24 protein-coding genes, 1 other RNA gene and 1 riboswitch are annotated in these 25,207 nt (G+C 72.6%); of the genes, 14 read left to right on the top strand and 11 right to left on the bottom strand.

The window, feature by feature from the left end:
* Positions 1 to 31: 31 nt before the first annotated feature.
* Positions 32 to 1,012 (bottom strand): Ppx/GppA phosphatase family protein, encoded by a 981-nt coding sequence (locus Q7L65_RS26710; protein ID WP_304726391.1) that lies wholly within the window; start codon positions 1,010 to 1,012, stop codon positions 32 to 34.
* Positions 1,013 to 1,123: 111 nt separating this feature from the next.
* Here Q7L65_RS26710 and Q7L65_RS26705 point away from each other — a divergent pair, with 111 nt between their 5' ends.
* The 3 genes from Q7L65_RS26705 (at position 1,124) to Q7L65_RS26695 (ending at position 3,592) form a co-directional block, all read left to right on the top strand.
* Positions 1,124 to 1,981 carry an ABC transporter ATP-binding protein gene (locus Q7L65_RS26705; RefSeq protein WP_304726390.1) on the top strand — a complete coding sequence of 286 codons (858 nt, stop codon included), beginning with the start codon at positions 1,124 to 1,126 and terminating at the stop codon, positions 1,979 to 1,981.
* On the top strand, positions 1,981 to 2,784 hold the full coding sequence (locus tag Q7L65_RS26700) for an ABC transporter permease (protein ID WP_304726389.1): 804 nt from the start codon (positions 1,981 to 1,983) through the stop codon (positions 2,782 to 2,784). The genes Q7L65_RS26705 and Q7L65_RS26700 overlap by 1 nt, the downstream gene beginning before the upstream one ends.
* A gap of 163 nt (positions 2,785 to 2,947) precedes the next feature.
* The gene (locus tag Q7L65_RS26695) at positions 2,948 to 3,592 is read left to right on the top strand and encodes a DUF4389 domain-containing protein (RefSeq protein WP_304726388.1); all 645 of its coding nucleotides are present in this window, start codon (positions 2,948 to 2,950) and stop codon (positions 3,590 to 3,592) included.
* On the opposite strand, the gene Q7L65_RS26690 is transcribed toward Q7L65_RS26695, so the two are convergent.
* Positions 3,589 to 4,188 (bottom strand): GNAT family N-acetyltransferase, encoded by a 600-nt coding sequence (locus Q7L65_RS26690; RefSeq protein ID WP_304726387.1) that lies wholly within the window; start codon positions 4,186 to 4,188, stop codon positions 3,589 to 3,591. The two genes, Q7L65_RS26695 and Q7L65_RS26690, sit on opposite strands and share 4 nt — an antisense overlap.
* Positions 4,189 to 4,361: 173 nt before the next feature.
* Here Q7L65_RS26690 and Q7L65_RS26685 point away from each other — a divergent pair, with 173 nt between their 5' ends.
* Both Q7L65_RS26685 and Q7L65_RS26680 read left to right on the top strand, forming a co-directional pair.
* Positions 4,362 to 5,249, top strand: a complete 888-nt coding sequence (locus tag Q7L65_RS26685; protein WP_304726386.1) for an ATP-binding protein — start codon at positions 4,362 to 4,364, stop codon at positions 5,247 to 5,249.
* A 198-nt stretch (positions 5,250 to 5,447) separates the two neighbouring features.
* Entirely contained in the window at positions 5,448 to 6,164 is a 717-nt protein-coding gene (locus Q7L65_RS26680; protein ID WP_304726385.1) for a Crp/Fnr family transcriptional regulator, read from the top strand.
* 47 nt (positions 6,165 to 6,211) lie between these two features.
* Here Q7L65_RS26680 and Q7L65_RS26675 read toward each other — a convergent pair whose 3' ends face one another.
* On the bottom strand, positions 6,212 to 6,898 hold the full coding sequence (locus tag Q7L65_RS26675) for a transglycosylase family protein (protein ID WP_304726384.1): 687 nt from the start codon (positions 6,896 to 6,898) through the stop codon (positions 6,212 to 6,214).
* Between the two features lie 9 nt (positions 6,899 to 6,907).
* A riboswitch (cyclic di-AMP (ydaO/yuaA leader) is annotated at positions 6,908 to 7,094 on the bottom strand.
* Positions 7,095 to 7,228: 134 nt separating this feature from the next.
* Between Q7L65_RS26675 and Q7L65_RS26670 the strand changes: the two genes are divergently transcribed.
* Complete coding sequence (locus tag Q7L65_RS26670; protein WP_304726381.1) at positions 7,229 to 9,052, top strand: M3 family oligoendopeptidase; 1,824 nt, start codon at positions 7,229 to 7,231, stop codon at positions 9,050 to 9,052.
* 54 nt (positions 9,053 to 9,106) lie between these two features.
* Here Q7L65_RS26670 and Q7L65_RS26665 read toward each other — a convergent pair whose 3' ends face one another.
* From Q7L65_RS26665 to Q7L65_RS26650, 4 genes are all read right to left on the bottom strand, one after another.
* On the bottom strand, positions 9,107 to 10,258 hold the full coding sequence (locus Q7L65_RS26665; RefSeq protein WP_304726379.1) for a hypothetical protein: 1,152 nt from the start codon (positions 10,256 to 10,258) through the stop codon (positions 9,107 to 9,109).
* Between the two features lie 160 nt (positions 10,259 to 10,418).
* Positions 10,419 to 10,634 (bottom strand): flagellar biosynthesis anti-sigma factor FlgM, encoded by a 216-nt coding sequence (locus Q7L65_RS26660; protein ID WP_304726376.1) that lies wholly within the window; start codon positions 10,632 to 10,634, stop codon positions 10,419 to 10,421.
* A gap of 66 nt (positions 10,635 to 10,700) precedes the next feature.
* A complete protein-coding gene (locus tag Q7L65_RS26655; protein WP_304726374.1) occupies positions 10,701 to 12,059 on the bottom strand; it encodes a hypothetical protein in 1,359 nt (452 codons plus the stop codon).
* Positions 12,060 to 12,324: 265 nt separating this feature from the next.
* Entirely contained in the window at positions 12,325 to 13,542 is a 1,218-nt protein-coding gene (locus Q7L65_RS26650; RefSeq protein ID WP_304726373.1) for an NADH:flavin oxidoreductase/NADH oxidase family protein, read from the bottom strand.
* Between the two features lie 26 nt (positions 13,543 to 13,568).
* On the opposite strand from Q7L65_RS26650, the gene Q7L65_RS26645 reads away from it, so the two are divergent.
* The 5 genes from Q7L65_RS26645 to Q7L65_RS26625 all read left to right on the top strand — a co-directional run bounded on the left by Q7L65_RS26645 (position 13,569) and on the right by Q7L65_RS26625 (position 18,584).
* Positions 13,569 to 14,321, top strand: a complete 753-nt coding sequence (locus Q7L65_RS26645; protein ID WP_304726371.1) for a TetR/AcrR family transcriptional regulator — start codon at positions 13,569 to 13,571, stop codon at positions 14,319 to 14,321.
* A 13-nt stretch (positions 14,322 to 14,334) separates the two neighbouring features.
* A complete protein-coding gene (locus tag Q7L65_RS26640; protein ID WP_304726370.1) occupies positions 14,335 to 15,183 on the top strand; it encodes an SDR family NAD(P)-dependent oxidoreductase in 849 nt (282 codons plus the stop codon).
* Positions 15,180 to 16,166 (top strand): NADPH:quinone oxidoreductase family protein, encoded by a 987-nt coding sequence (locus Q7L65_RS26635; RefSeq protein ID WP_304726368.1) that lies wholly within the window; start codon positions 15,180 to 15,182, stop codon positions 16,164 to 16,166. The genes Q7L65_RS26640 and Q7L65_RS26635 overlap by 4 nt, the downstream gene beginning before the upstream one ends.
* 33 nt (positions 16,167 to 16,199) lie before the next feature.
* Positions 16,200 to 17,423: an acyl-CoA dehydrogenase family protein gene (locus Q7L65_RS26630; protein WP_304726366.1), complete on the top strand. Its 1,224-nt coding sequence runs from the start codon at positions 16,200 to 16,202 to the stop codon at positions 17,421 to 17,423.
* Between the two features lie 81 nt (positions 17,424 to 17,504).
* Complete coding sequence (locus tag Q7L65_RS26625; protein WP_304726364.1) at positions 17,505 to 18,584, top strand: phosphotransferase family protein; 1,080 nt, start codon at positions 17,505 to 17,507, stop codon at positions 18,582 to 18,584.
* Positions 18,585 to 18,657: 73 nt separating this feature from the next.
* On the opposite strand, the gene Q7L65_RS26620 is transcribed toward Q7L65_RS26625, so the two are convergent.
* Positions 18,658 to 19,698, bottom strand: coding sequence for a hypothetical protein (locus Q7L65_RS26620; RefSeq protein WP_304726362.1), 1,041 nt, complete (start codon positions 19,696 to 19,698; stop codon positions 18,658 to 18,660).
* Positions 19,699 to 20,061: 363 nt separating this feature from the next.
* On the opposite strand from Q7L65_RS26620, the gene Q7L65_RS26615 reads away from it, so the two are divergent.
* Entirely contained in the window at positions 20,062 to 21,141 is a 1,080-nt protein-coding gene (locus tag Q7L65_RS26615) for a hypothetical protein (protein WP_304726361.1), read from the top strand.
* A 56-nt stretch (positions 21,142 to 21,197) separates the two neighbouring features.
* Here the strand turns inward: Q7L65_RS26615 and ssrA are convergent.
* Positions 21,198 to 21,563, bottom strand: a transfer-messenger RNA (tmRNA) gene (gene ssrA / locus Q7L65_RS26610).
* A gap of 56 nt (positions 21,564 to 21,619) precedes the next feature.
* On the opposite strand from ssrA, the gene Q7L65_RS26605 reads away from it, so the two are divergent.
* Positions 21,620 to 22,543: a site-2 protease family protein gene (locus Q7L65_RS26605; protein ID WP_304726359.1), complete on the top strand. Its 924-nt coding sequence runs from the start codon at positions 21,620 to 21,622 to the stop codon at positions 22,541 to 22,543.
* A gap of 173 nt (positions 22,544 to 22,716) precedes the next feature.
* Here Q7L65_RS26605 and Q7L65_RS26600 read toward each other — a convergent pair whose 3' ends face one another.
* Positions 22,717 to 24,186: an MFS transporter gene (locus Q7L65_RS26600; RefSeq protein WP_304726357.1), complete on the bottom strand. Its 1,470-nt coding sequence runs from the start codon at positions 24,184 to 24,186 to the stop codon at positions 22,717 to 22,719.
* Between the two features lie 88 nt (positions 24,187 to 24,274).
* Here Q7L65_RS26600 and Q7L65_RS26595 point away from each other — a divergent pair, with 88 nt between their 5' ends.
* Entirely contained in the window at positions 24,275 to 24,679 is a 405-nt protein-coding gene (locus Q7L65_RS26595) for a MarR family winged helix-turn-helix transcriptional regulator (RefSeq protein ID WP_304726356.1), read from the top strand.
* Positions 24,680 to 24,695: 16 nt separating this feature from the next.
* Here the strand turns inward: Q7L65_RS26595 and smpB are convergent, their stop codons facing one another.
* On the bottom strand, positions 24,696 to 25,178 hold the full coding sequence (gene smpB / locus Q7L65_RS26590; RefSeq protein WP_304726355.1) for an SsrA-binding protein SmpB: 483 nt from the start codon (positions 25,176 to 25,178) through the stop codon (positions 24,696 to 24,698).
* Positions 25,179 to 25,207 lie beyond the last annotated feature (29 nt).

Genomic DNA, 25,207 nt, shown 5'->3' with positions numbered 1-25,207 from the left:
CAGAGTGCGGCGACGACCTCGCCGCTTGCGCTCAGACGGCGCCGGCGAGCTGCAGCACGACGCCCTCGCGCAGGCCGCCCTGCGCGACCGTCAGCGGACCCATGCGCTCGACGACGGCCGCCAGCACGAGGATCCCGGCCGGCAGCAGACGGACGCGCACAGGGTCGAGGTCGTGGACCGCCGCGACGCGCTCGGCCGGCAGCGCGGCGAGGCCGGCGACGGTCGCCGCGAGCGCGTCGGCGTCGAGCAGCGGACCGACGAGCCGGCGCAGCGACGTCGCGCTGCCGCCGACCGCGACCGCGCGCGTGACCGGTGGGACCTCCACCCCGGCGAGCGCGGCCGCGACCTCGGCGCGGATCGCGTCGAGCTCGGCCGCCGCCGGCGGATCGCTGCGCAGGTGCGCCTCGGCGAGGTCGCCGGAGCCGAGCGGGAGCGAGCAGGACCACGCGACGCCGCCGGCCCGCGTCCCGACGATCAGCTCGCTCGATCCGCCGCCGACGTCGACGACGCCGATCGGGGCGTCGCCAGCGGCAGCGCCGGCCGCCCTGCCGGCGCCCGCCCCCGCGGCGCCAGCGGCCACGCCCAGCGCATCTCCTCCGCCCGCGCCGGCGGCGCCACCGGTCGCGCTCGCGCCACCCGCCGAGTCCGCCCACGTCGCCCCCGCGAACGCGAGCCGGGCCTCCTCGTCGCCGCTCAGCAGCTCGACCGGCACCCCGGCGACGGCCTCCAGCGCGGCGCACACCGCTGCGCCGTTCTCGGCGCGCCGCACGGCCGCGGTCGCGACGACGCGCAGCGCCGTGGCGCCCGCTTCCCGTGCGTGCGCGGCCTGCTCCCCCACAACGGCCGCGAGCCCGTCGACGACCTCCTGCGGCAGCGAGCCGCCGGCGCGGCAGGCCTTCCCCAGCCGCGTGAACGCGCGCAGCTGGACAACCGCTGCAAGGCTTCCGTCAACGTGATCGGCGACCAGCAGGCGCGTGGTGTTGGACCCGATGTCGATGCAGGCGGCGCGCACGTTCCGAGGCAGGCTAGAGGGTTGCCCGCACGACCGGCGAAACGTCCGTCGAGCGGCACCGAATGTGACGACGGGCTGGTGTCGAGGCCGTTTGAGGCATCATGGTCCTTCGTGAGCAGCAGCAATCTGGCGATCGAAGTCCGCGGACTCCGCAAGAGCTACGGCGATCTGGAGGCGGTCCGAGGGGTCGACTTCTCGGTGCGCCGTGGTGAGGTGTTCGGCCTGCTCGGCCCCAACGGCGCCGGCAAGACCTCGACGGTCGAGATCCTCGAGGGCTACCGTGAGCGGACCGCCGGCGAGGTGTCGGTGCTCGGCTACGACCCGCAGCTGCGCCCGAGGGACCTGCGCGCCCGCGTCGGCATCGTGCTGCAGAGCAGCGGCATCTACCGTCACGTGAAGGTGAAGGAGGTGCTGACGCACTTCGCCGGCCTCTACCCCGATCCGCGGGACGTCGAAGAGGTGATCGAGCTTGCGGGCCTGCGCGGCAAGGAGGACGCCCGCACGCGCACGCTCTCCGGCGGCCAACTGCGCCGCCTCGACTTCGCGCTCGCGCTCGTCGGCGATCCGGAGCTGATCTTCCTCGACGAGCCGACGACCGGCTTCGACCCCGCCGCCCGCCGCGGCGCGTGGGACACGATCCGCGCGTTGAAGGCGCTCGGCAAGACGGTCCTGCTGACGACGCACTACCTCGACGAGGCGCAGGTGCTCGCCGACCGCGTCGCGATCATCAAGGACGGCCGGATCCTCGTCGAGGGCGCGCCGAGCGAGCTGGGCGTCGGCAGCGGCTCGGTCCGCTACCGCGTCGCGTGGCGCAACGGCAGCGGCCTGCTCAACCAGCGGGAGACCGACGATCCGACGACCTTCCTGCACGAGCTGACGGCCGCCGCGCTCGCGAGAGGCGAGAAGCTCGACAGCCTCAGCGTCACGCGGCCGACGCTCGAAGACGTCTACCTGGAGCTGACCGCCTGATGTCCGCGTCCGAACAGCTGCTGGCCGCCTCCGCCGCGCCCGGCGTCTCGCGCTCGCAGAGCTTCGCCGCGCTGACGTGGCGCCAGTACCGGCTCGAGCGCCGCATGTTCTGGCGCAACCCCAGCGCCGCCTTCTTCAACTTCATGCTGCCGCTGCTGCTGCTGGCGATGTTCGGCGCGATCTTCAGCTCCGATCAGGACGACCTCAACGTGATCGTCCCCGGCATCGCCGGCATGAGCGTCGTCTCGACCACCTTCAGCGCGCTCGCGTACAACATGACCGCGATGCGCGAGCAGGGCATCCTCAAGCGGATGCGCGGCACGCCGATGCCGAGCAGCGCGTACCTGACCGGGATCGCGGCGCACTCGATCACGAACACGGCGATGCAGATGGTGCTGATCGTCGTCTCCGGCAAGGTCTTCTTCGGCATCGACTGGCCGCCGAACCCCGGCGAGCTGCTCGTCTTCGTCGTGCTCGGGGTGCTCTGCTTCGCCTCGCTTGGCGTCGCGCTCTCGCACGTGATCCCCAACAACGAGTCGGCGCCCGCGTACGTCAACGCGATCTTCCTGCCGCTGATCATCATCTCCGGCGTCTTCTACGACGCCGACAACGTGCCGGCGTTCCTGGCCGGGATCGCGGAGGCGCTGCCGCTGACGCACCTGATCGACGGGCTGTCGGCGGCGATGGTGACCGGCGAGAGCCTCAGCGACCAGCTCTCCTCGCTCGGCGTGATCGTCGCCTGGACGATCCTCGGCGTCGCGCTGGCGATCCGCGGCTTCAGCTGGGAAGCGCGCCGCACCTGATCACCGCGTGTCGCCCGGCGACACGCCACTTTCTCCGTTTCCTGCACGACTTCGCGGCGACCAACCGCCACTTCGTGCAGATCTTCACGTTTTCCGCCGCGCTTCCTGGTTCGATGTGCGCGCTAGCAGCGCATCCGCACCACTTCAGGAGGTTCCCCCCGCAATGGCGTACCCCGTCGCATACCAGGCCGACTACAAGGAACATCAGAGCCGGCTGACAACGTTCTTCCGCCTGATCGTCGCGATCCCCTGGTTGATCGTCTCCTACTTCTGGGCGCTCGTCGGCGCGATCGGCATCATCGTCGGCTGGTTCGCGATCGTCTTCACGGGTCGTTATCCGGACGGCCTCTACAACCTGACGGCGATGTCGCTGCGCTTCCACGCGCGGGTCTACAGCTGGATGTATCTGCTCACGGACGTCTGGCCTCCATTCGACGGTGCCGAACATCCGGAGTACCCGATCCGGCTCGTGATCCCGGCGCCGCAGGAGAGCTACAGCCGCGTCAAGACGCTGTTCCGCATCATCATCGGCATCCCGGTGATGGTCATGCTGTGGCTGTTCAGCATCCTCTACCAGATCGTCGGCGTGCTGCTGTGGGTCGTGATCGTGATCACGGGCAAGAACCCGAAGGGTCTCTTCGACGTGCAGAAGATGGCGCTGGCGTACTACGCGCTCGGCGGCGCATACCTCGGCCTCGTCACCGAGACCTACCCGCCGATCTCGCCCGAGGACGACGGCACGCCCTCATACCCGGCCTCGCCGTCGACGCCGCCCCCGCCGACGACGCCCTCGCCGTTCGGCAGCTAGGGCTGGAAGACGACGAACTCCGGTGGCGGCTCCCCGTGCAGCACGGCGGGGACCGCCGCCAGCGGCGAGCGCGCGAAGTCGTCTCTGAGCAGTCCGTACATGACGACGTCGTGGACGCTGTCGCCGTGCCGGTGCCAACTGCGCAGCACGCCCTCGCGCACGAAGCCGACCTTCTCCAGCGCCGCCTGCGAGCGCCCGTTCTCGACGTCGGCGTAGGCGCCGACGCGGTCGAGGCCGAGATGCTCGAACGCGAGCCGCGCCACGAGCGCCTTCGCCTCCGTGTTCGCGCCGCTGCCCCACCACGCGCGCCCGAGCCATGAGCCGACGATCGCGCGACGGTCGCGGTGGGAGAACTCGACCAGGCCGGTGACGCCGATCGGGCCGGCCTCGCGGTGCACGATCAACACGTCCAACTGCTCCCCGCGGGAGCGCTGGCCGACGAGCCGGTCGATGTAGGCGAGCGGCTGTTCGACGCTCGTGTACGGGCCCCACGAGAAGAACCTCGTGACCTGCGGATCGCTCGCCAGCTCGAACAGCGCGGGAGCGTCCGCGGGGGTCGCGAGGCGCAGCGCGAGTGTCGGACCGACGATCTCCACGGGCGGCGATGCTACGGCATCGCGCGACGGTGCCAGGGTGCGGCGAGCCGGATCACTAGACTGAGCCGCCGTGACGGCGCCGTCAGCAAATCTGCGTCAGCGGTTGGTGATCCGACAGGCTGCTCGAACATGCAGGTTTGGCGAACCCCCGGAGCGCTCATACGGGATGTGACGTGAGCGACGGCACCAGCATCTCCACAGAGGCGGGCGGCACCCCCCCAGCGGTTGTCTCGGGCTCACCCGAGGTTCGCTTCAGTCTGCCCGCCGTTCCGGCGAACGTCGCGCTCGTGCGGCAGGCGCTGGCCGGCCTCGCCGACAGCCTGCACCTGGACGCGGCGCGCGCGGCCGACATGAAGATCGCGATCACCGAGGCGTGCACGAACGCGGTCGTGCACGCGTACGAGAACCACGACGGCCCGCTCGACGTGACGATGGCCGTCGATCACGACCGCCTCGTGCTGTCGGTGCGCGACCGCGGTCACGGCCTGCGGCCGCTCCCCTCGGAGGGCGACGGGCCGCCGCTCGGCTTCGGGCTCGCGCTGATCGCCTCGCTGTCGGACGAGTTCGGGATCGCCGGCGGCCGCTACGGCACCGAGGTGCGGATCGCGTTCGACCTCGACCTCGAGGAGGAGCCGCCGCCGCTCGTGGTGCAGCTCTCGCGCGACGTCCCGCCGCCGCCGCTCGGGGTCGCGCTGACGCTCGCGCCCGGCGAACACGCCGCGGCGGTGCTCGGCCGCGTCGTCTCGCTCGTCGCCGCCCGTGCCGACTTCTCGATCGACCGGCTCTCCGACGCGCAGATCGTGAGCGACGCGATCGCCGGCGCGGCCGGCGCCCACGCCTTCGACGGCAGCGGCGACGCGCACGTCTCGATCGACGAGCACGAGCACGGCTTCGACCTCGTGATCGGCCCGCTCGTTCCCGGCGGTGCCCAGCGGCTCGTGCGCGACACCGAACTGCCCGGGCTCGGCTGCCTGCTGGAGAGGCTGGCCGACGAGCTCGACGTCGAGCCGCTGCCCGACGGCGGCGAGCTGCTGCGCGCGCGCCTCGCCCCGCGCGCCTAGCGCCGGCCCTTCCCCCCGGCGCAACGTCGGCCCTTCCCCCCGGCGCACGCGAAACGCGGTCGCGCGCAGCGGGAACCACGTTCCACCACCACCACTCGCTGGCGCATAGGCGCTCGCGTCGCTGACAGTCTGTCTGACGCTGTGTCGGCGACAGTTATGTGTGGCACCGGGGTTCAGACGCCAATACGCTGTTTCACGATGCCGAGTGGGAACGCCTTCGTACGAGTCCTCGAACAGGACCCTGAGCTCGCCGCGGGACTCGATCAGACGAGCCTGCAGCTCGCGACTCGCCACGCGATCGCGGCGGTCGAGACGATCGCCCCGGGCGTGTGGGAGCCGGCGCGGCCGGCCGACGGCGGCAGCGGCCATCTCGGTCTGCTCGTGCTCGACGGCCTGCTGATGCGCGACGTCACGTTCGCCCGCGCCGCCTGCACCGAGCTGCTCGGCCGCGGCGACCTGCTGCGACCGTGGGACTGGGAGCGCGAGGTCGTGACCGTCCGCCCGCGCGTGATCTGGACGGCGCTGCAACCGGTCCGCCTCGCAGTGCTCGATCGCCGCATCACCGCGATCCTCGGCCGCTGGCCGGAGCTCGTCAGCGCGCTCGCCGCGCGCGCCGTGCGCCGCTCGGCCGAGCTGGCGACGACACAGGCGACAAGCCACCTGACGCGTGTCGACGCGCGCCTGGAGCTGCTCTTCTGGGGCCTCGCCGACCGCTGGGGCCGTGTCGGCCCCGACGGCGTCGTGCTGGAGCTGCCGCTGACGCATCAGGTGCTCGGCCGGCTGATCGGCGCGCAGCGCCCGTCGGTCACGACCGCGCTGTCGGACCTGACGCGGCGCGGAGTCGTCGAACGGCGCGACGACGGCGCCTGGATCCTGCGCGGCGATCCGCCGGGCGAGGAAGGGTTCGGCAGATAGCCCGCCCGGGCCCGCGTCGTGGCGCGGGGCCCGAGCGAATCAGCGCGCTACGCGCAGTTCGGCCACGGCGACGTGCCGCGGGCGTTGTAGAGCTTCAGGGCGCGACGGTCCTGCTCTGCCTCGGAGGCGCGCGCCGGATCGCCTGCGGAGCCGTAGGCGGCCCACGTCGAGCGATCGAACTGGTACTTGCCGCGGTAGGTGCCGTCGGACGAGATCGCGCGCGGGTCGCCGCCCGACTCGCACTCTGCGATCGAGTCGAGGATCGGCGGCAGCTGCACGCTGCTGCCCGCCGAGCCGCCGCGGCCGACCGACTGCGCCCGTGCGGTCGCGAGGCTGATGCCGAGCGCGCCGGCCGTCTGCGGGCCGACGACGCCGTCGACCTCGAGGCCCTTGCGCCGCTGGTAGGCGCGCACGGCCTTCTCCGTCTGCGGACCAAACGCGCCGTCAGCGCCGATCCCGAGCTTCTGCTGCAGCTGCACGACCGCCGGGCCGCTGCTGCCGCGCTTGAGCGACCCGCCGCCGGATCCGTCGTCGTCGCCGGAGGCGGCGAACGCGCCGCCGACGCCGAGCGTCAGCGCCGCGGCCATCACCAGCGCGACGCTGCGCGAGCCGCGGCGGCGACGGCGGCGCCGCAGCGCCACCAGGCGCCGGACGTGCGAGCGCTCGCGGGAGCGCTCCCAGCGTTCGGGCTGAACGAGATCGTCGGCGTCCACGTCGGGACAGTTCGCAGGCATGCGCCCTCCATCAGTTCTCTTTCGGTGCCTACGAGGTGAGCTGACGGGCTCGCGCTGAAAGAGTGCGCTACGCCTCCGGAGCCCTCCGATGGCGGAGTGGCTGGTGGCGATTCGCCCCGTGGGCCGGACGGATCCGGCCCGAGTGGGTCCCCCGCTCCCCGCCGTCGTGACGGCAGGAACTCGGCATATGTGCGTCTGGCTGCCGCTTCAGGATCGCAGATCCGCGCGAGCGAGGCCGTCGCAGCGCCTCGCGCTCCTGCCGCTGCACGCGATCTTGCAGGCTCGCCAAGCGATCGCGGGCACGCGCGCGCAAGGTTCTAAGCTGGGGCGATGACGACCCTTGCCGCCACCAACCAGGAGCCCGCGGACGACGAGGTCGCCGGCGTCGCTTGGAACCTCGACCCGCTCGTCGACGGACAGGGTGAGGAGGGCGTCCGCAGCCTGCTCGCTCAGGGGCTCGAGCGCGCGGACGCGTTCGCCGCCGCCTACGCGGGCAGACTCGCCGAGCTCGACGCCGCCGGCCTGCGCGCCGCGATGCAGCAGCTCGCCGAGCTGCACGAGCTGGTCGGCCGCGCCGGCTCCTACGCCTCCCTGCGCTTCGCCGTCGACACCGCCGACCCGGCGATCGGCGCGCTGCTGCAGCATGTGCAGGAGCGCGCGACCGAGATCCAGACGAGACTGCTGTTCTTCGAGCTGGAATGGGCCGAGCTGCCCGACGAGCGCGCCGAGGAGCTGCTGAGAGGCGAGGGCAACGAGTTCTTCGCCCATTACCTGCGCACCGAGCGCCGCTACCGCCCCTACCTGCTGAGTGAGCCGGAGGAGCGGATCCTCGCCGAGAAGGGAATCTCCGGAGCGAGCGCTTGGACGCGGCTGTTCGCCGAGCTGATGTCGTCGCTGGAGGTGAGACTGCCCTCGGCCGAGGAGCCGGTCTCGCTCGAGCAGGCCCTGGCGCTGCTGTCCGGTCCCGATCGCGACGAGCGGCGCGGCGCGGCGGAGGCGGTGACCGCGGCGCTGGAGCCCGGCCTGCGCACGCGCGCCTTCATCTTCAACACGCTGCTGCACGACAAGGCCGTCGACGACCGCCTGCGCAGCTACCCCGGCTGGCTGACCGCGCGCAACCTCGCCAACGAGGCCAGCGACGAGTCGGTGCAGGCGCTCGTGACCGCCGTCAGCAACCGCTTCGACGTGCCGCAGCGCTGGTACAAGCTGAAGGCGAGGCTGCTGAGAGTCGACAAGCTGGCCGACTACGACCGCGCCGCGACCGTCGCCGACGTCGACGAGCGCTTCAGCTGGCGCGAGGCGCGCGAGCTGGTGCTCGACGCGTACGGCTCGTTCACGCCCGAGCTGGGCAACCTCGCGCGCCGCTTCTTCGACGAGCAGTGGATCGACGCGCCGGTGCGACCGGGCAAGCGCGGCGGCGCGTTCTGCTCCTACACGGTGCCGTCCGCGCACCCGTACGTGCTGCTCAACTACACCGCCCGCCGCCGCGACGTGCTGACGCTCGCGCACGAGCTCGGCCACGGCGTCCACGCGGCGCTCGCCGCGCCGCAGGGCGTCTTCCACCAGAGCACCCCGCTGACGCTCGCCGAGACCGCCTCGGTGTTCGGCGAGACGCTCGTCTTCGGACGCCTGCTGGAGGCCGCCGCGACGCCGGCGTCGCGGCTGTCGCTGCTGTCGGAGTCGATCGAGGGCGCGATCGCGACCGTCTTCCGGCAGACGGCGATGCACAACTTCGAGCAGGAGATCCACACCGCCCGCCGCGAAGGCGGCGAACTGGCCGTCGAGCAGTTCGGCGCGCTGTGGGAGAAGACGCAGGAGGAGCTGTTCGGCGACGCCGTCGAGGTGACCGAGGGCTACAAGACGTGGTGGTCCTACATCCCGCACTTCATCAACACGCCGGGCTATGTCTACGCGTACGCCTACGGTCAGCTGCTGGCGCTGTCGGTCTACCGCCGCTACGAGCAGGAGGGCGCGTCGTTCGTGCCCGACTACCTCAAGATGCTGTCGGCCGGCGGCTCGCTGGCGCCGGAGGAGCTGGGCAAGCTGGTCGGGCTGGACCTGACCGACCCGGGCTTCTGGGACGCCGGCCTGGCACTGGTCGAGGAGCAGCTGGAGCAGGCCGAGCAGGCCGCCGTCGAGGCCGGGCGAGTCTAGGAGGCAGCCTGCGCCGCCAGGGCGCGCCTCAGGCGCGGCGGCTCGCGCGGCGCCTCAGTCGAGGAAGACTCTGCGCACGCTGCGCTGTACCAGCAGCGGGCGCGGGTCACCGGGAGCGAGCGCGAACCGTGCGGCGGTCCGCGCCGTCGCGGCGGTGGCGATCGCCGTCGGTGACGGGACGTTGGGACAGCCGAATTGGAACCAGTCGGAGCGGCTGTACCACCACTCGCCCGGCCGCAGCCCGGTCCACATAGGGCTGTTGGTGCAGTTTCTGACGTGGTCGTTGCCGGCGTAGTGACCGAGCTCGTGCACGATCACCGTCTGCAGGTCGACCTGGTTGGACGGCGGCGGACCGGGCCCGACCCACCACGGCACGCCCAGCGCGAGGCTGAGGTCGCGCTCGACGACGCGCTCGCCGACGATCCGCGTGACGCCGCCGGAGCGGCGGTAGTAGCGGACCGAACGGATTCTCGTGACGCCGAGCGCCACGCGCGGCACGTCGCGGGCGAAGCCGACCGTGTTGCGTCCGTCGCCCTGGCGCGGCGCGCGGACGGTCGTGCCGGTCTCGCGCAGGCCCCAGCGCTTCGCGGCGACGCGCGCGAGCACGGCGAAGCGCTTTGCGCCGACGTTGCGCGGCACGTTCGCGCTGCTCAGCTCGTAGCCGTAGGCGTGGCGCACGCCGACCGAGCGGGGGATCGCGGCGCGGACGAGATCGCGCCCGCGCGGGTCGGGTCTCGCGGGCGCCGGTGCAGGTGCGCCAGGAACGTCGAAGGACGTCTCGGCGACGAGCGTGTCGGCAGCGCCGTCGAAGGCGTAGAGGCAGGCGCGCTTGGGCCCGGCGTACAGCCACGGCCGCTCCTGCCACGTCGCCGTGAACGCCTGCGGCTGGCGGCCGGTCGCGTCGTCGTAGACGTCGCCGATCCAGCCCTCTCTCGTCAGCTGCGGGCGGCAGGCGACGCTCGCGGGCACGGTCGTGACCTTCGGGTAGTAGCCACAGAAGACGGTCGGGTCGCACTGTTGCGCGATCGCGCCCTGCGCCGTGACGACGATCGGCTGATCGGGCGCGTTCGGTTTCGCGACCGACGTGATCGTGAGCGTGCCCTGATAGGTGCCCGCAGCCTCTGCCGATGCTGTCGCGAGCGTCGCGGAGGCGGCTGTGACGGCGAGCGCGAGCGCGCACGCTGCGAGAGTCAAGCGTCGCCGCATCGAGCTCCAATGGTACGCACCCGCGTTCTCGGCCCCCCTTGGTTGGCGCCGCGACATGGCTGTCGCGACCGCCCGGCCTGCCCTGAGCGTCAGGCCGCGCGGTCGCGAACGGAGCCGATGCCGGTGCTGGTGTTGGGGCGTCCTTGGTCCCGTGCGGAGATCACAGCTCCGACGGCGACCGCTGCGCCAGCAGGTCCGCCTTGACGCCCTGGTGGAACTGGGCGCGCTCGACGAGCACCTCGGCGAGCTTCTCGGGGTCGACCTGGTACTCGCCCGCGGCGACCTGCTTGGCGAGCAAGCGCACGCGCGAGGAGCGGGTGATGCGGTCTCTGCGGCTGGTGGTGAGGCGATCGATGCGGCCGTTGGCGACGACCATGGTGGTCTCCTTTGTCCTGAGTTCACGGAGAGCCGGCACCCGGGCGGGGCGGCTCGCTGAGGCGACTCAGGAGGCGGGAGGAGCGCGCGCGGAGTCGTCGGAGGTCGGCGTCGCCGAGTTGCTCGCGAACGAGCACGGCGGTGTGACGGACTCGGCCTGCGCGAGCTGCGCGCTGATCGAGCCGACGAGGATCGCGAAGAAGCTGATGCCGGCGCCGGCGCCTGAGCCGGGAGCGGCCGCCGCGCTCGCGTTGAGCGGCGAGGACGGCGAGTCGAGCGGGCCGACGGGCGGGCCGCGGACGCTGCTGGGCTGCTCGGTGCCGTGCGCCTTGCGCGTCGTCTTGGCGATCTGCAGGCGGGTCGTGCCGGCGGCGGGGGTCGGAGATGCGCTCGCGACGACGGCCGGCGCGCAGAGCGTGCCGTCGGCATTGGTCGCGGGCGACGCAGGCGCGTCGGTGGCGCCGGGGTCGGCCGAGACGATCCCGAGCTTGACGAGCGTCGTGCGCACGATCCGCTTGGCGGCGGCTTCGCGGGCGGCCGCGTCGGCCAGCGCACCGGCGGCGTCGGCCGCGTGCTTGGAGCCCGGCAGCGCGATCGGCGCGGTGACGACCGGCGCGAGGTCGGGCTGCGCGTCCGGCGTGACGGGCGTGGTGGTGGGCGGCGTCGCCAGCGGCGTCGTGGACGAGGCCGGGGGCTGCTGGGCGTCGGCTGCCGGGCGCAGCGTGCCGGAGCCGCTCGGCTTCGGCAGGACGCTCGGCGGGTTCGTCGTCTCGTCGATCGGCGGGCGCGAATCTCTTCTCTCGGGCACGTCGGGGACGGGCGTCTCCGCCGGCGGCTGCTCGGCGACGGGCGGCCGCTCGACCGGCGCGGGGTCAACCGGCGGCGCCGGGTCGACCGGCGGGGCCGGGTCGACGGGCGGGGCCGGGTCGACGGGCGGGGCCGGGTCGACGGGCGGGGCCGGATCGACCGGCGGGGCCGGGTCGACGGGCGGGGCCGGATCGACGGGCGGCGCCGGATCGACCGGCGGGACCGGGTCGACGGGCGGGGCCGGATCGACCGGCGGGGCCGGGTCGACGGGCGGCGCCGGATCGACGGGCGGCGCCGGGTCGACGGGCGGCGCCGGATCGACCGGCGGGGCCGGATCGACGGGCGGACCCGTGGTCGGCCGGTCGATCGTCGGCTGATCAGGCGCAGGCTGGTCGGCACCCGACTGGTCCGCGGGAGGCTGATCGGCGGTCGGCTGGTCGGGCGGCGGGGCCTGCTCGGTCTGCTGCGGCCCGTCAGCGGCGGGCGGATCGTCGGCCAGCGCGACGGCCGGCGCGGTGACGAGCGCGATCAGTGCGAGCGCCGCGATCAGGGCCGTGCGGATCCGGCGCCGGCTGGCGCTCGGGTCCTGCGGAGTGAGATCGGGGCGTTGTTCGTCCATGGAAAGCTCGCGCTACGACTTTATGGATTCCTCGACAGTTCCATCGGGGAGCTTGAGAATCCCTCCGCCATCTGGTCGCGTTGCCGGTCCCGAACGTCCGAGCACTGACCGTCCAAGCGTAGTCGCTCGGGCACCGAGCGCCAACCCCCAGCGCCCGCGCGCCAGCCGCCGTCAGGCCGTCCGACAAACCACCCCGTCCCGCTCTGTCGCACGGGCGCCCGTGCCGCTCAGCCCCAGGCCAACCGCGCGCACCCGCCCGCGCCGCTCAGCCGCCGCGCCGCCGTCGCGCCGCGCCCCAGCCGTTCGCGAGCAGGAACGCGGCGAACGTGTGCAGCGCGTGCTCGCCCGGCCACGGGTCGCGCCCGCGGCCGATCCGCTGCAACTGACGGGTGTGCCAGTAGAGGTCGATCGCGCTGTCGACGGTTCGCAGGCCGATCCCTCTTCTGCCCGCGTCCACTCGCGCGCGCGAGCCGTCGAGCAACTGCGCGGCCGCATCCGGGTGCAGCGCGAGCGGACGTCCGAGCCCGACCACGTCGCACGCGCCCGAGCCGATCGCGTCCGCCATCGCGGCCGTCGAGCGGAAGCCGCCGGTGACCATCAGCGGCACCCCCGGCGCCCGCTCGCGCACGCGCACCGCATAGTCGAGGAAGTACGCCTCGCGCGCGCTGGTGGTGTCCTCGCGCGGCCCCATCATCGCCGGCGCCTCGTACGTGCCGCCGCTGATCTCGATCAGGTCGATCCCCGCCTCGGCGAGCGCGGCGACGACGTCGCCCGACTCCTCCTCCGTGAAGCCGCCGCGCTGGAAGTCAGCCGAGTTGAGCTTGATCCCGACCGGGAAGTCGTCGCCGACGGCCGCACGCGTCGCGCGCAGCACCTCCAGCGGGAAACGCCGGCGGCGGGCCGCATCGCCGCCCCACGCGTCCTCGCGCTGGTTCGCGCGCGGGGACAGGAACTGCGAGATCAGGTAGCCGTGCGCGCCGTGCAGCTGGACGCCGTCGAAGCCGGCCTCGCGCACGACCGCGGCCGTGCGCGCGTAGCGCGCGACGATCTCCTCGATCTCGTCCTCGCGCAGCGCGTGCGGCGTCACGGCGCCCGGCAGCTTCGGCGCGACCGCGCTCGGCCCGACCGGACGCGCTCCGGCGATCCGCAGCGCCTGGCGGCCGGGATGGTTGACCTGCACCCACAGCGCCGCGCCGCCCGCGCGCCCCGCCGCGGCCCATGCGCGCAGGGCCGCGAGGTCGCGCGCGTCCTCGATCACGACGTTGCGCGGCTCGCCGACGTGGCGGCGGTCGACCATCACGTTGCCGCTGATCACGAGTCCGGCGCCGCCCCGGCCCCAACGTCCGTAGAGCTGCTCCAGCGCGGGCGTCGGGCGGTTGGCGCGATCTCCGAGCTGTTCGCTCATCGCCGCCTTCGCGAGGCGGTTGGGCAGTGTCGCGCCGCACGGCAGCGGGAGCGCGTCGGCAAGTGTCGCAGTCACCATCGGCGCAATGGTACTGTCCGGTACCAATGGTCGCGCCGGTTCCCGCAGCAGCAACCCACCACGACCCCGAACGCGGCCAAGCGACCGCCGGGACCACGCGCGCGCGGTCGATCCACCAGGATCCCGAGCGCGGCCAAGCGCCCGACCGCGACACGCCGCGCGAGCGGCTGGTCTGCGGCATCAACGCCGCCGTCGCGGAGAAGGGCTACGGGCCGACGACGATCGCCGACGTGGTCCGCCACGCGCGCGTCTCCAAGCGCACCTTCTACGAGCACTTCGACGACAAGCAGGCCTGCTTCCTGGCCGCCTACGACACCGCGTCGGCGCACGTGCTCGGCGCGATGAGCGCGGCGGCCGCCGCCGACGCTCCGTGGCAGCAGCGCGTCGATCTGGTCGTCGCGGCCTACCTGTCCGCGATGGCGGCGAGGCCCGAGCTGACGCAGACGTTCCTGATCGAGATCCTCGGCGCCGGCCCCGCCGGGCTCGCGCGCCGCCGCGAGGCGATCGAGCGCTTCGCCGCGCAGCTCGTGCTGCTCGGCGCCGACTTCCGCCGCGAGCAGCCGGACCTGCGCGAGCTGACGCCCGCGCTCGCGACCGCCGTCGTCGGCGCCGTCAACGAACTGGTGCTCGGCGCCGTCGAGCGCGGCCGCGCGAGCGAGCTGACCGAGCTGCGCCAGCCGGCGGTCGAGCTGATCCGCGCCGTGCTGAGCGGCGACGCCCGCGGCGAGACCCGCGTCGCCGAGCACCCATCCGCCGCTTCGACCACCGACACAGCCTGAGGGGGCGCGCAGTTTGTCCGACACCTTCTCCACCCCGGCCGATCTCTCGCGCCTGCGCGACAAGGTCGCGCTCGTGACCGGCGGCGCCAGCGGCATCGGGCGACTGACCGCGCTCGCGCTCGCGGAGGCGGGCGCGGAGGTCGTCGTCGCCGACCTCGACGGGACCGGCGCGCAGCAGGTCGCGCGCGAGGTCGGCGGCCACGCGATCGCGACCGACGTCAGCGACCTCGACGCGAACCTCGCGGCCGTCGCGTTCGCGCAGGAGCGCGCCGGCGGCCTCGACCTCGTCTTCCTCAACGCCGGCGTCACGAGCGACACCGGCCTCGGCGAGCAGTTCGACCTCGCGCTGTACCGCCGCGCGATGGGCGTCAACCTCGACGGCGTCGTCTTCGGCGCGCAGGCCGCGCTGCCGGCGCTGAAGGCGCGCGGCGGCGGTTCGATCGTCGCGACCGCCTCGCTCGCCGGCCTGCTCGGCGTGCCGATGGACGCGATCTACGCCGCCAACAAGCACGCCGTCGTCGGTCTCACGCGCTCGCTCGGGCCGCTGCTGGCCGGCGACGGGATCCGCTTCAACGCGATCTGCCCGACGTTCGCCGAGACGCCGCTGATCGCGCACGCGAGAGAGGCCCTGCGCGGTGCCGGCTTCGAACTGCTGGACCCGCAGGTCGTCGCCGACACAGCGCTGCGCGTCTTCGCCAGCGACGGCACGGGCGAGTGCTGGTTCGTGCAGCTCGGCCGCGAGCCGACCCCGTTCGCCTTCCGCAACGTCCCCGGCCCCCGCACCGAGCCGCCGGACGCGCCGCCCGCGGATCCGCCGATCGCGCCCGCCCCGTCCGCCGCCATCGAGGAGCCCCGCACATGAGAGCGATCCAGATCGCCGACGAGAGCGGCCCGCGCGGCGCGTTGCGCCACGTCGAGCTGCCGGAGCCGCAGCCGATCCACTTCACGACCCAGGCGGAGGGCGTCGTCGTCGAGGTGCACGCGGCCGGTGTCTCGTTCCCGGAGCTGCTGCAGACGCGCGGCCGATACCAGCTCAAGCCGCCGACCCCGTTCGTGCCCGGCAGCGAGGTCGCGGGGATCGTGCGCAGCGCACCGGCCGACGCGACGGTCTCCCCCGGCGACCGCGTCGCCGCCTTCCCGATCCTCGGCGGCTGGGCCGAGACGGCGGTCGCGTCGCCGGCGATGACGTTCCCGCTGCCCGATGCGCTCGACTTCGCGCAGGGCGCCGCGCTGATCCTCAACTACCACACCGCGTGGTTCGCGCTCGTGCAGCGCGGCCAGTTGCAGCGCGGCGAGACCGTGCTCGTGCACGGCGCCGCGGGCGGCGTCGGCACCGCCTCGCTGCAGGTCGCGCGCGGCCTCGGCGCGCGCACGATCGCGGTCGTCTCCAGCGACGACAAGGAGCGTGTCGCGCGCGTCGCGGGCGCCGACGAGGTGGTCCGCGCCGACGGCCCGTGGAAGGACGCGGTGAAGGAGCTGGGCGGTGCCGACGTCGTGCTCGACCCGGTCGGCGGCGATCGCTTCACCGACTCGCTGCGGTCGCTGAAGGAGGACGGCCGGCTCGTCGTCGTCGGCTTCACCGGCGGCGCGATCCCCGAGGTCAGAGTCAACCGGCTGCTGCTCAACAACGTCAGCGTCGTCGGCGCCGGCTGGGGCGCCTACACGCTCACCAAGCCGCAGCGCAACGTGGAGATCGGCGCCGCCCTGCGCGACCTGATCGAGCAGGGCTTCGTCGCCCCGCTGGTCGGTGCGCGGCTGCCGCTGGAGCAGGCCGCCGAGGCGCTCGAGCTGCTCGACCAGCGGCGCGCGACCGGCAAGGTCGTGCTCGACGTCCGCCCCGCCTGAACCCGACCCCGACGGACCTGAGGAGAGCAGCAGATGGACTTCGAGCTGAGCGATCGCGCCAAGGACTTCCAGCAGCGGCTGCAGGCGTTCATGGACGAGCGCGTCTACCCCGCCGAGCAGGTCTGGTTGGAGCAGGTGCGCGCGGCCGACACGCCGCACGTGCACCCGCCGGTCGTCGAGGAGCTGAAGGAGGAGGCGCGCAGACGCGGCCTCTGGAACCTGTTCCTGCCGGACCCCGACCACGGCCCCGGCCTCACCTATCTGGAATACGCGCCGCTGGCAGAGCTGATGGGCCGCACGACGATCGCCGCCGAGACGACGAACTGCTCCGCGCCCGACACCGGCAACATGGAGGTGCTGCACCAGTTCGGCAGCGACGCGCAGAAGGCGCAGTGGCTGCAGCCGCTGCTGGACGGTGAGATCCGCTCCGGCTTCGCGATGACCGAGCCCGATGTCGCCTCCTCCGATGCGACCAACGTGCAGCTCCGCATGGTCCGCGACGGCGACGAGCTGGTCCTCAACGGGCGCAAGTGGTGGACGACCGGCGTCATGCACCCGAGATGCAGAGTGCTGATCGTGATGGGCAAGACCGATCCGGAAGCGCACGTCTATGCGCAGCAGTCGATGGTGCTGGTGCCGCTCGACACGCCGGGGCTCGAGATCGTCCGCTCGCTGCCCGTCTTCGGCTACCACGACACCGAGGGCCACGGCGAGTTGCTGTTCACCGACGTGCGCGTGCCGGCGAGCAACGTGATCGCGCAGCCGGGCGCGGGCTTCCTGATCGCGCAGGCGCGGCTCGGCCCCGGCCGCATCCACCACTGCATGCGCGCGGTCGGCGCGGCCGAGCGGGCGCTGGAGCTGATGTGCGCGCGCGCCGACGCGCGCGAGACGTTCGGCAAGCCGGTCTCGACCCGCTCCAACGTCCGCGACTGGATCGCGGAGGCGCGGATCGAGCTGGAGATGCTGCGGCTGCTGGTGCTGAAGACGGCGTGGCTGGTCGACCGCGTCGGCGGCAAGAACGCGCGCGTCGAGGTCGCGGCGATCAAGGTCGCGGCACCGAACATCGCGCTGAAGATCATCGACCGCGCGATCCAGGTGCACGGGGGCGCCGGCGTCTCCGACGACACGCCGCTGGCATTCATGTACGCGCACATGCGCACGCTGCGCCTCGCCGACGGCCCCGACGAGGTGCACAAGCTGTCGATCGCCCGCCGCGAGCTGCGCCGTCAGCGCGGTGAGGAGGAACCGGTCCTGTGACCGCGAAACGCTCGCCTGGCGGCTCGCATTGCGGGCATGAACTCGGCTGCGCCTCCTTCATGCGGTCGGAGGAGCTCAACGATGGCTGAGGACCGCCCCGTCCGCGACGAGGACGCGTTCGACGTCCCCGCGCTCGACGCGTGGCTGCGCGAGGTCCACCTCGACGGCGACGGCGGCTGGCGCATGCCGTTGCCCGCGGGGCTTCCGCACGTACGCCAGTTCTCCGGCGGCGCGTCCAACCTCACCTACCTGCTGCGCTACGACGACCGCGACCTGATCCTGCGCCGCCCGCCGGCCGGCACGAAGGCCAGCTCGGCGCACGACATGGCGCGAGAGTACCGCATCCAGGCGGCGCTGAAGCCGGTCTTCCCGTACGTGCCGCAGGTGATCGCGCTGTGCACGGACCCCGCCGTCCTCGGCAGCGACTTCTACGTGATGGAGCGCGTCGAAGGCGTGATCCCGCGCACGACGATGCCGTCGGCGATCGGCACCGACCCGGCGCTGATGCGCGCACTCGGCGAGCGCTTCGTCGACCTGCTGGTGGAGCTGCACGCGGTCGACCCCGCCGCCGCCGGCCTTGGCGACCTCGGCCGCGGCGCGGGCTACGTCGAGCGGCAGGTGAACGGCTGGAGCGAGCGCTACATGCGCGCGAAGACCTGGAACGTGCCGTCGTTCAAGCGCGTGATCGCGTGGTTGGAGGAGCGCCGCCCCGGCGACACGCGGATCTGCCTGATCCACAACGACTTCCGGCTCGACAACCTCGTGCTCGATCCGGCCGATCCGCTGAACGTGCGCGCGGTGCTCGACTGGGAGCTGGCGACGCTCGGCGACCCGCTGATGGACCTCGGCAGCTCGCTCGCGTACTGGATCGAGCCGGACGACGGCCGCGGCGCGCAGCAGTTCCGCAGACAGCCGTCGAACCAGCCGGGCATGCCGACGCGTCGCGAGATCGTCACGCGCTACTGCGCCGCGACCGGTCTCGATCCCGGCGACTGGCCGTTCTACGAGGTCTTCGGCATGTTCCGCCTTGCCGGCATCGCCCAGCAGATCTACTACCGCTACCACCACAGGCAGACGACGAATCCCGCGTTCAGACGCTACTGGCTCGCCGCGCACGTGCTGGAGCGGCGCTGCCGGCGGGTGATCCGCGCGACGGGCTGAGCGCCGCGACGGGCAATCCAACCGACCGCTGGCGCGTCTGCGCCCAGACAGACGCGCTTCGCCGTGGTCGGGTTCAGCCCAGCGCGGCGAGCCGCCCCGACGTCACGAGCGCTCTGGCGCGCGCACCGTCCGGGTCGTAGACCTCGACCTGCACGTCGGCCCCCGGATAGGCGACGTAGACGCTGCCGGGATGCTTCGGGTCGGCGTATGCGATGCCGCCCGCCGCCGCGTCGAAGGTCTGAGCGTGCGCGGCGGCCGCCGCCTTGCGCAGCGTCGCCACGGCATCCGCAGTCGGGTAGGTGCCGATCGTCAGATAATCCGGGTCGTCGGTGTCGACCTCGACGCCCTGCGGCAGGTAGCGGACGTAGACGCGACCGTCGCCGGTGCGCGTCAGCTCGTAGGTCGCGCCGTCCTCGGCGCCGGCCCAATAGACCGCGTGGCCGACCGCCGCCGGCAGCGCGCCCAACTGCGCGACGGTCGCCGCTCTCGGCACGGCGCCCGCGGCCCGCGCCGCGCTCACCGGCACGACCTGCCCGCTGGTCGCGAGTCTCAGCGCGCGCCCCGGAGCCGGGTCGAAGATCTCGACCTGGACGTCCGCGCCGGGAACGGCGAGGTAGGCGCTGGTCGGGCGATCGGCGTCCTGGAACGCCCGCCCGCCACCGCTCGTCGCGACGGCCTCGACGCCTTGTCTTCTGGCGGTCGCGAGCAGTGTCGCGAGCGCATCTCTCTGCGGGTACGTGGCGATCGCGAGATAGTCCGCCGCCGGGGCGCCGACCGCCACGCCCTGCGGAAGGTAGCGCACGAACGTGCGACCGTCTCTCGTCTGCGTCAGCTCGTACGTCATGCCGTCGCGCGGGCCGGCCCAGAAGACCGGATGCCCGGCGTCGGTCGCGACGCTGGCGAGGCGGTCGAGCGAGGCCGCGACGGCCGGCGCGCGTCTGGGCGCGGTGGCGGTGTCGTCGCCCCCGTCCTCACCGCCCCCTCCGCAGCCCGCGAGCAGCGCGACGAGCACGATCGCGGCGAGCGACACGAGCCAGCGCAGCAGCCCGCCTGTGGAGCCGACGCTCGTGCCGGCGGCTGCCGGCTGGGATGACTCTCGTGCGTCGGCTGGCATCAGGGTGCCGGGCAGTATAGGCGCGGCGCAATTCCCCCTACCAGCGTCGAATATGCAGAGATCGGCGTGAGTTGGCGCGTGTACGCTCGGAATGGAGCTTATCAACCAGATATTGCGCTCAAGTTCGAGAGAAACCTGTCGAAAGCTGATGATTCGTTGTGTAGCATCGGGCCGCTGAAGGGATCGTCTTGCGCCAAGTCCAGGGGCGCGTCAGCTCGGACCGATCCTCTCCAGAGCCCCATCAAGAGGGCATCCGGCACCAGGCCCAGCGACCCGTCACCAGCCGAGCCCGGCTCGTCGCTGCCCTGAGCACGGAAGGATCCGATGAAGGTGACGGGACGTAGGGAAGCGACCATCCTCGCGGTGGCGATCGCAGCGCTGGCAAGCGCGTTGCCGAGCACGGCGGCACTCGCCGCCGCAGGCGCCCCGCCGACCGCGGCCACGACCGCGGTCAGAGCCTCGGGCAGAAGAGCGAGCGGCAGAAGCGGCAGAAGCGGCGTCAAGGGCGTCAGCCAGTCGAGCGGGCCGAAGGGCGACCGCGGACCCCGCGGCGCGACGGGCGCCACCGGCCCGCAGGGTCCCCAGGGCGAGCCCGGGCCGCCCGGTCCCGCCGGCCCGCAGGGCCTGAAGGGCGACACCGGCGCGCAGGGCATCCAGGGCATCCAGGGCGTCAAGGGCGACACCGGTGAGGGGATCCAGGGCGTGCAGGGTGTCCAAGGCATCCAGGGCATCCAGGGCGCCAGAGGCGAGACCGGCGCACAGGGCGTTCAGGGCGTGCAGGGCATTCAGGGCGCCAAGGGCGACGCGGGCGAGCGCGGCCCGGCCGGTCCGCAGGGCGAGATCGGCCCGCAGGGCCTGAAGGGCGACACCGGCGCGAAGGGCGACACCGGCACCGCCGGTGCCAAGGGCGACACCGGCGCGCAGGGCCTCCAGGGCGAGACCGGCCTGCCGGGCCTCCCCGGAGCCGACGGCGCTCCGGGCGTGCAGGGCATCCCCGGTGAGACCGGTCCGGTCGGTCCCGCAGGTCCCGCCGGCGCCGACGGCGCCCCGGGCCCCAGAGGTGACACGGGCGCGCCCGGCCCCGCCGGCGCGACCGGCCCCAAGGGCGACACCGGCGAGCCCGGCCCGCAAGGTGCCAGAGGCGACACCGGTGCAGCGGGTGCACCCGGCGCACCCGGCGCGAGCGTCGCGGCGACGGCGGTCGTCGTCACCAACGGCGCGCAGGGCAGAAGCGCCACCGCGACCGCCGTCTGCGAACCCGGCTACGTCGCGATCGGCGGCGGCGGCAACATGAGCATCGGCGAGGACATCGACGCGTCGTATCCGTCGGACGCGTCCGGCAACACGCTGAGAACCGGCGTGCAGCCGGTCGCATGGACGATCCGCTGGACGTCGACCTCGTCCGCGACGGTCGGCACGGCGACCGCCATCTGCGCCAGATGACGATCCGCTAGCCACTCCGAAACGACCGAAGCCCCCGCGTCCGCGGGGGCTTCGAGGAGTGGAGACGCCGGGAATTGAACCCGGGTCCGCAGTCATGCGGTGATGGCTTCTACGAGCGTATCCGGCGCTCTGATCTCGTCCCCGGCTCGCCTCGCCGGCGGGGTTGCTGGGAACCAGCCTCCTGAAGATTTCCCCGGCTTGGCAGAGGCGTACCGCCCCGGGTGAGCCTGCTTATGATTCCGGCGATCCCCACGGCAGGCTGGCGGGGGCCGAAACCTCACTGCCTTAGCTAGGTGCTAAGCGGCGAGGGCGTACTCGTGAGAGTCCGCACGTATGGTTTTTCCGGTGGTTTTACGAGGCCAACCGGAACCTCGACTCGCAACCATCTCCACGAACTGACCACGTCGAAGCCTGTCGTCCCCGGGGATGTCCTGCGCCTTCAGTCTAGCCGAAGGATGCCCTGCCACAATCGGTCGTGATGGAGCAGCAGAGCCCCTGGCTTCCCCCCAGTTCGCCGACGACGCCGATCCCGGCCGGTCCGCCGACGCCGCCCGCCCCACCCGCGTGGGACGGGACGCCGCCGCCTGCCGCCCCGCCGCCGCCCGGACCGCAGCGGTCGCAGACGCGCATGAAGCGGATCTTCGGCCCGCTGCTCGTCGCGGGCGCGGCGGTCCTCAGATTCCTCGGCCCGCTGAAGGGCCTGCTGCTGGCGCTGCCGAAGCTGAAGCTGCTGACGACGTCGGGCTCGATGCTCGTGTCGGTCGGCGCCTATGCGCTGATCTGGGGCTGGAAGTTCGCCGTCGGCTTCGTGCTGCTGCTGCTCGTGCACGAGATGGGCCACGTGATCCAACTGCGGCGCGAGGGGATCCCCGCGAGCGCGCCGATGTTCATCCCGTTCCTCGGCGCCGTCGTGACGGCGAAGTCGCTCGGCGACGACGCGGCCGCGGAGGCGCGCGTCGGGCTCGCGGGCCCGATCCTCGGCTCGCTCGGCGCGGCGCTGCTGCTGCCGGTCTGGTGGGCGACCGGCGACGAGTTCTGGCAGGCGCTCGCGTTCACGGGCTTCTTCCTCAACCTCTTCAACCTGCTGCCGGTCGTGCCGCTGGACGGCGGCCGCGCGATGGCCGCGATGACGCCGTGGATGTGGCTCGTCGGCCTCGGCGCGATGGTCGGCGTCGCGATCGCGTTCCCGAACCCGATCATCATCCTGATCGCGCTGCTCGCCGCGTTCGAGACGTACCGCCGCTGGCGCGCGCTGAGAGCGGGCGGCGAGGCGGTCGCCTCCTACTACCGCGTCAAGCCCGCGACGCGGCTGGCCGTCGGCGCGGTCTACGTCGGCCTGATCGTGCTGCTGGTGCTCGGCATGGACGCGACGCACCTCGCGCGCACGTTCGCCGACGCGTAGGTGACGCCCGCCCGCGCGCGCCGCGCGGCCGGCACGGCCCAGAAAGCGAAACGGCCCCGCCCCTGCTCGCACCGGGCGGGTTTCGCGGTGCGGGCGGGGACGGGGCCGGATCGTCCCGCTCCGTCAGTCGTGCGGCGGAGCGTCCGCCGCCGACCGGAGCGGGACCACGCTGCTCAGCAGTCCGCGGAGGCGACGGCCGATTGCCGCCCCCGCACGAAGAAGACGCCAGAGAGCGCGACGAGCAGGCTTGCGATCGACAGCCCGGCGATCACGGCGATCGCGGGCTTGTAGGCGTCCAGGAGCGACTGCGGGTCAGTCGAGAGACCGGCCTTGGAGCTGACGATCGCCGAGGCGATCGCGAGCACGAAGGCGCCACCGATCTGGAACGAGGTGTTGACGAGACCGGACGCGAGCCCCTGCTCGTGGTCCGCGACGCCGGTCGTCGCCTGCATGTTGAGCGCCGGGAAGCAGAGCGCGAAGCCGACCCCCAGCAGCAGCATCGTCGGCAGGATCGTCGTCAGGTAGGACGGCGACTCGTCGATCCGCAGGAACAGCAGGTAGCCGATCGCGAAGGCGACGAAGCCGACGGCGATGATCGGCTGCGTGCCGATCCGGTCGGCGACCTTGCCGATCCGCGGCGCGACCGTCGCGACCAGCAGGCCGGCCGGCAGGAAGGCGAGCGCCGTCTCCAGCGCGCTCCAGCCGAGCAGGTTCTGCAGGTACAGCGTCGCGATGAACTGGAAGGCGACGTAGCAGCCGAAGACGCCGACGGCGCCGAAGTTCGCTCGCACGAGCGCGGCGTTGCTGAAGATCCCGAGCCGCACGAGCGGGTGACGCACGCGCCGTTCGACCGCGACGAACGTGGCCAGCAGGACCGCGGCGATGCCGAAGCCGCCGAGCGTCTGCACGGACGTCCAGCCGTGCTCGGGAGCGGTCACGACGGTGCGCACCAGCAGCAGCATCGAGGCGCTGACGGTGACGGCGCCGCCGAGGTCGAAGCCCTGGCGCTCGGCCGGGTCGACCTTGTCGTGCGCGATCAGCTTCCAGCCGGCGACCAGCACCAGCAGCGCGATCGGGCCCGGCACGAGGAAGGTCCAGCGCCAGCCGAGCTCGGTCAGCAGACCGCCGAAGACGAGGCCGGCGGAGAAGCCGGTTGCGCCGAAGGCGGCGTAGATCGAGAGGGCTCTGTTGCGAATCGGGCCTTCGGGGAACGTCGTCGTGACGATCGAGAGGCCGGCCGGGACGGTGAACGCGGCGCTGACGCCCTTGATGAAGCGCGTGGCGATCAGGACGGCGCCGTCGTTGGCGAGCCCGCCGAGCACGGATGCGACCGCGAAGACCGCGACCGCCGCGAGGAACACCTTGCGCCGGCCGACGATGTCGGCGGTTCGACCGCCGAGCAGCAGCAGACCGCCGTAGCCGAGCACGTAGCCGGACACGACCCACTGCAGGTCACTGGTGGAGAGACCGAGGTCGGTGCCGATCGACGGCAGCGCGACGCCGACCATCGAGACGTCGAGACCGTCGAGGAAGAGCGCTCCGCAGAGCACGAAGAGCGCCCCCCAGAGGCGGGCGTCCCAGTGCGCTGACTGGGGCGTCGCGTCTGCCCGGGAGGGCGTGGGTGGAGAGGAGAGAGCGGTCATTGGGAGTAAGATACATGCATGTGCAAGCTTTGCATGTGCAAAATGTGTGAAAACAAATATTGCGGCTGTTTGGTATAATCAGCCGGTCATGGCGATGACCCGAGAAGATTCGGCTGCGCTGCGCGACGACGCCAAGCTCGTCGAGCAGTGGCGCGCGCTGCTCGACTGTCACGCCCGCACCACGGGCGCGCTCGAAAAGGTGCTGCAGGAGCGTCATCAGCTGGGCGTCAGCGAGTTCGAGGTGCTCGAGCGCCTCGCCGCATGCGACAGGGAGATGCACCGCATGCAGGGCCTCGCCGATACCGTCCACCTGAGCCAGAGCGCGCTTTCCCGGCTGATCGGCCGGCTCGAGCACGACGGCCTCGTGAACCGCTCGATGTGCAGCGACGACCGCCGCGGCATCTTCGCCTGCCTCACCCCCGCGGGCCGCGAGCGCTACGAGGCCGCGCTGCCGACACAGCGCCAGGTCCTCGCAGAGCTGCTTCAAGACTGAGGCGGCCCGATGCGTACTACCGCTGCGACTCCCGGATCGCCCGGGACATCTCGCGCTTCGTCTCGCGTTCCTTGATCGACTGGCGCTTGTCGAACATGTCCTTGCCCTGCGCCAGCGCGATCTCGACCTTCGCGCGCGGGCCTCTGAAGTAGATCCGCGTCGGCACGAGCGTCAGGCCTCTCTCCTTGACTCTGCCGACCAGTCGCTCGATCTCGCGTCTGTGCAGCAGCAGCTTGCGGTCGCGCTCGGGCAGGTGGTTGTCGCGGTAGGCGGAGGCGTACGGCGGGATGTGCATGTTCAGCAGCCACACCTCGCCGTTTCTGACGAGCGCGTAGGCGTCCTTCATCTGCGCCCCGCCCTCGCGCAGCGACTTGACCTCCGTGCCCTGCAGCACGATGCCCGCCTCGAACGTGTCGAGCAGGTTGAAGCGGAACCGTGCCTGACGGTTGGTCGCGACGTCGCCGGGAGCGAACTTCTTCTTGCCTGAGCCCTTGGCCATGGCTCTCTAGCGTGGCACAAAGCGCATCG

The sequence above is a fragment of the Conexibacter sp. CPCC 206217 genome (genome assembly GCF_030646165.1).
Taxonomy (GTDB): Bacteria; Actinomycetota; Thermoleophilia; order Solirubrobacterales; family Solirubrobacteraceae; genus Conexibacter.
Note: the sequence above shows the minus strand (reverse complement) of the source record. Positions and strands in the feature narration are given on the sequence as shown.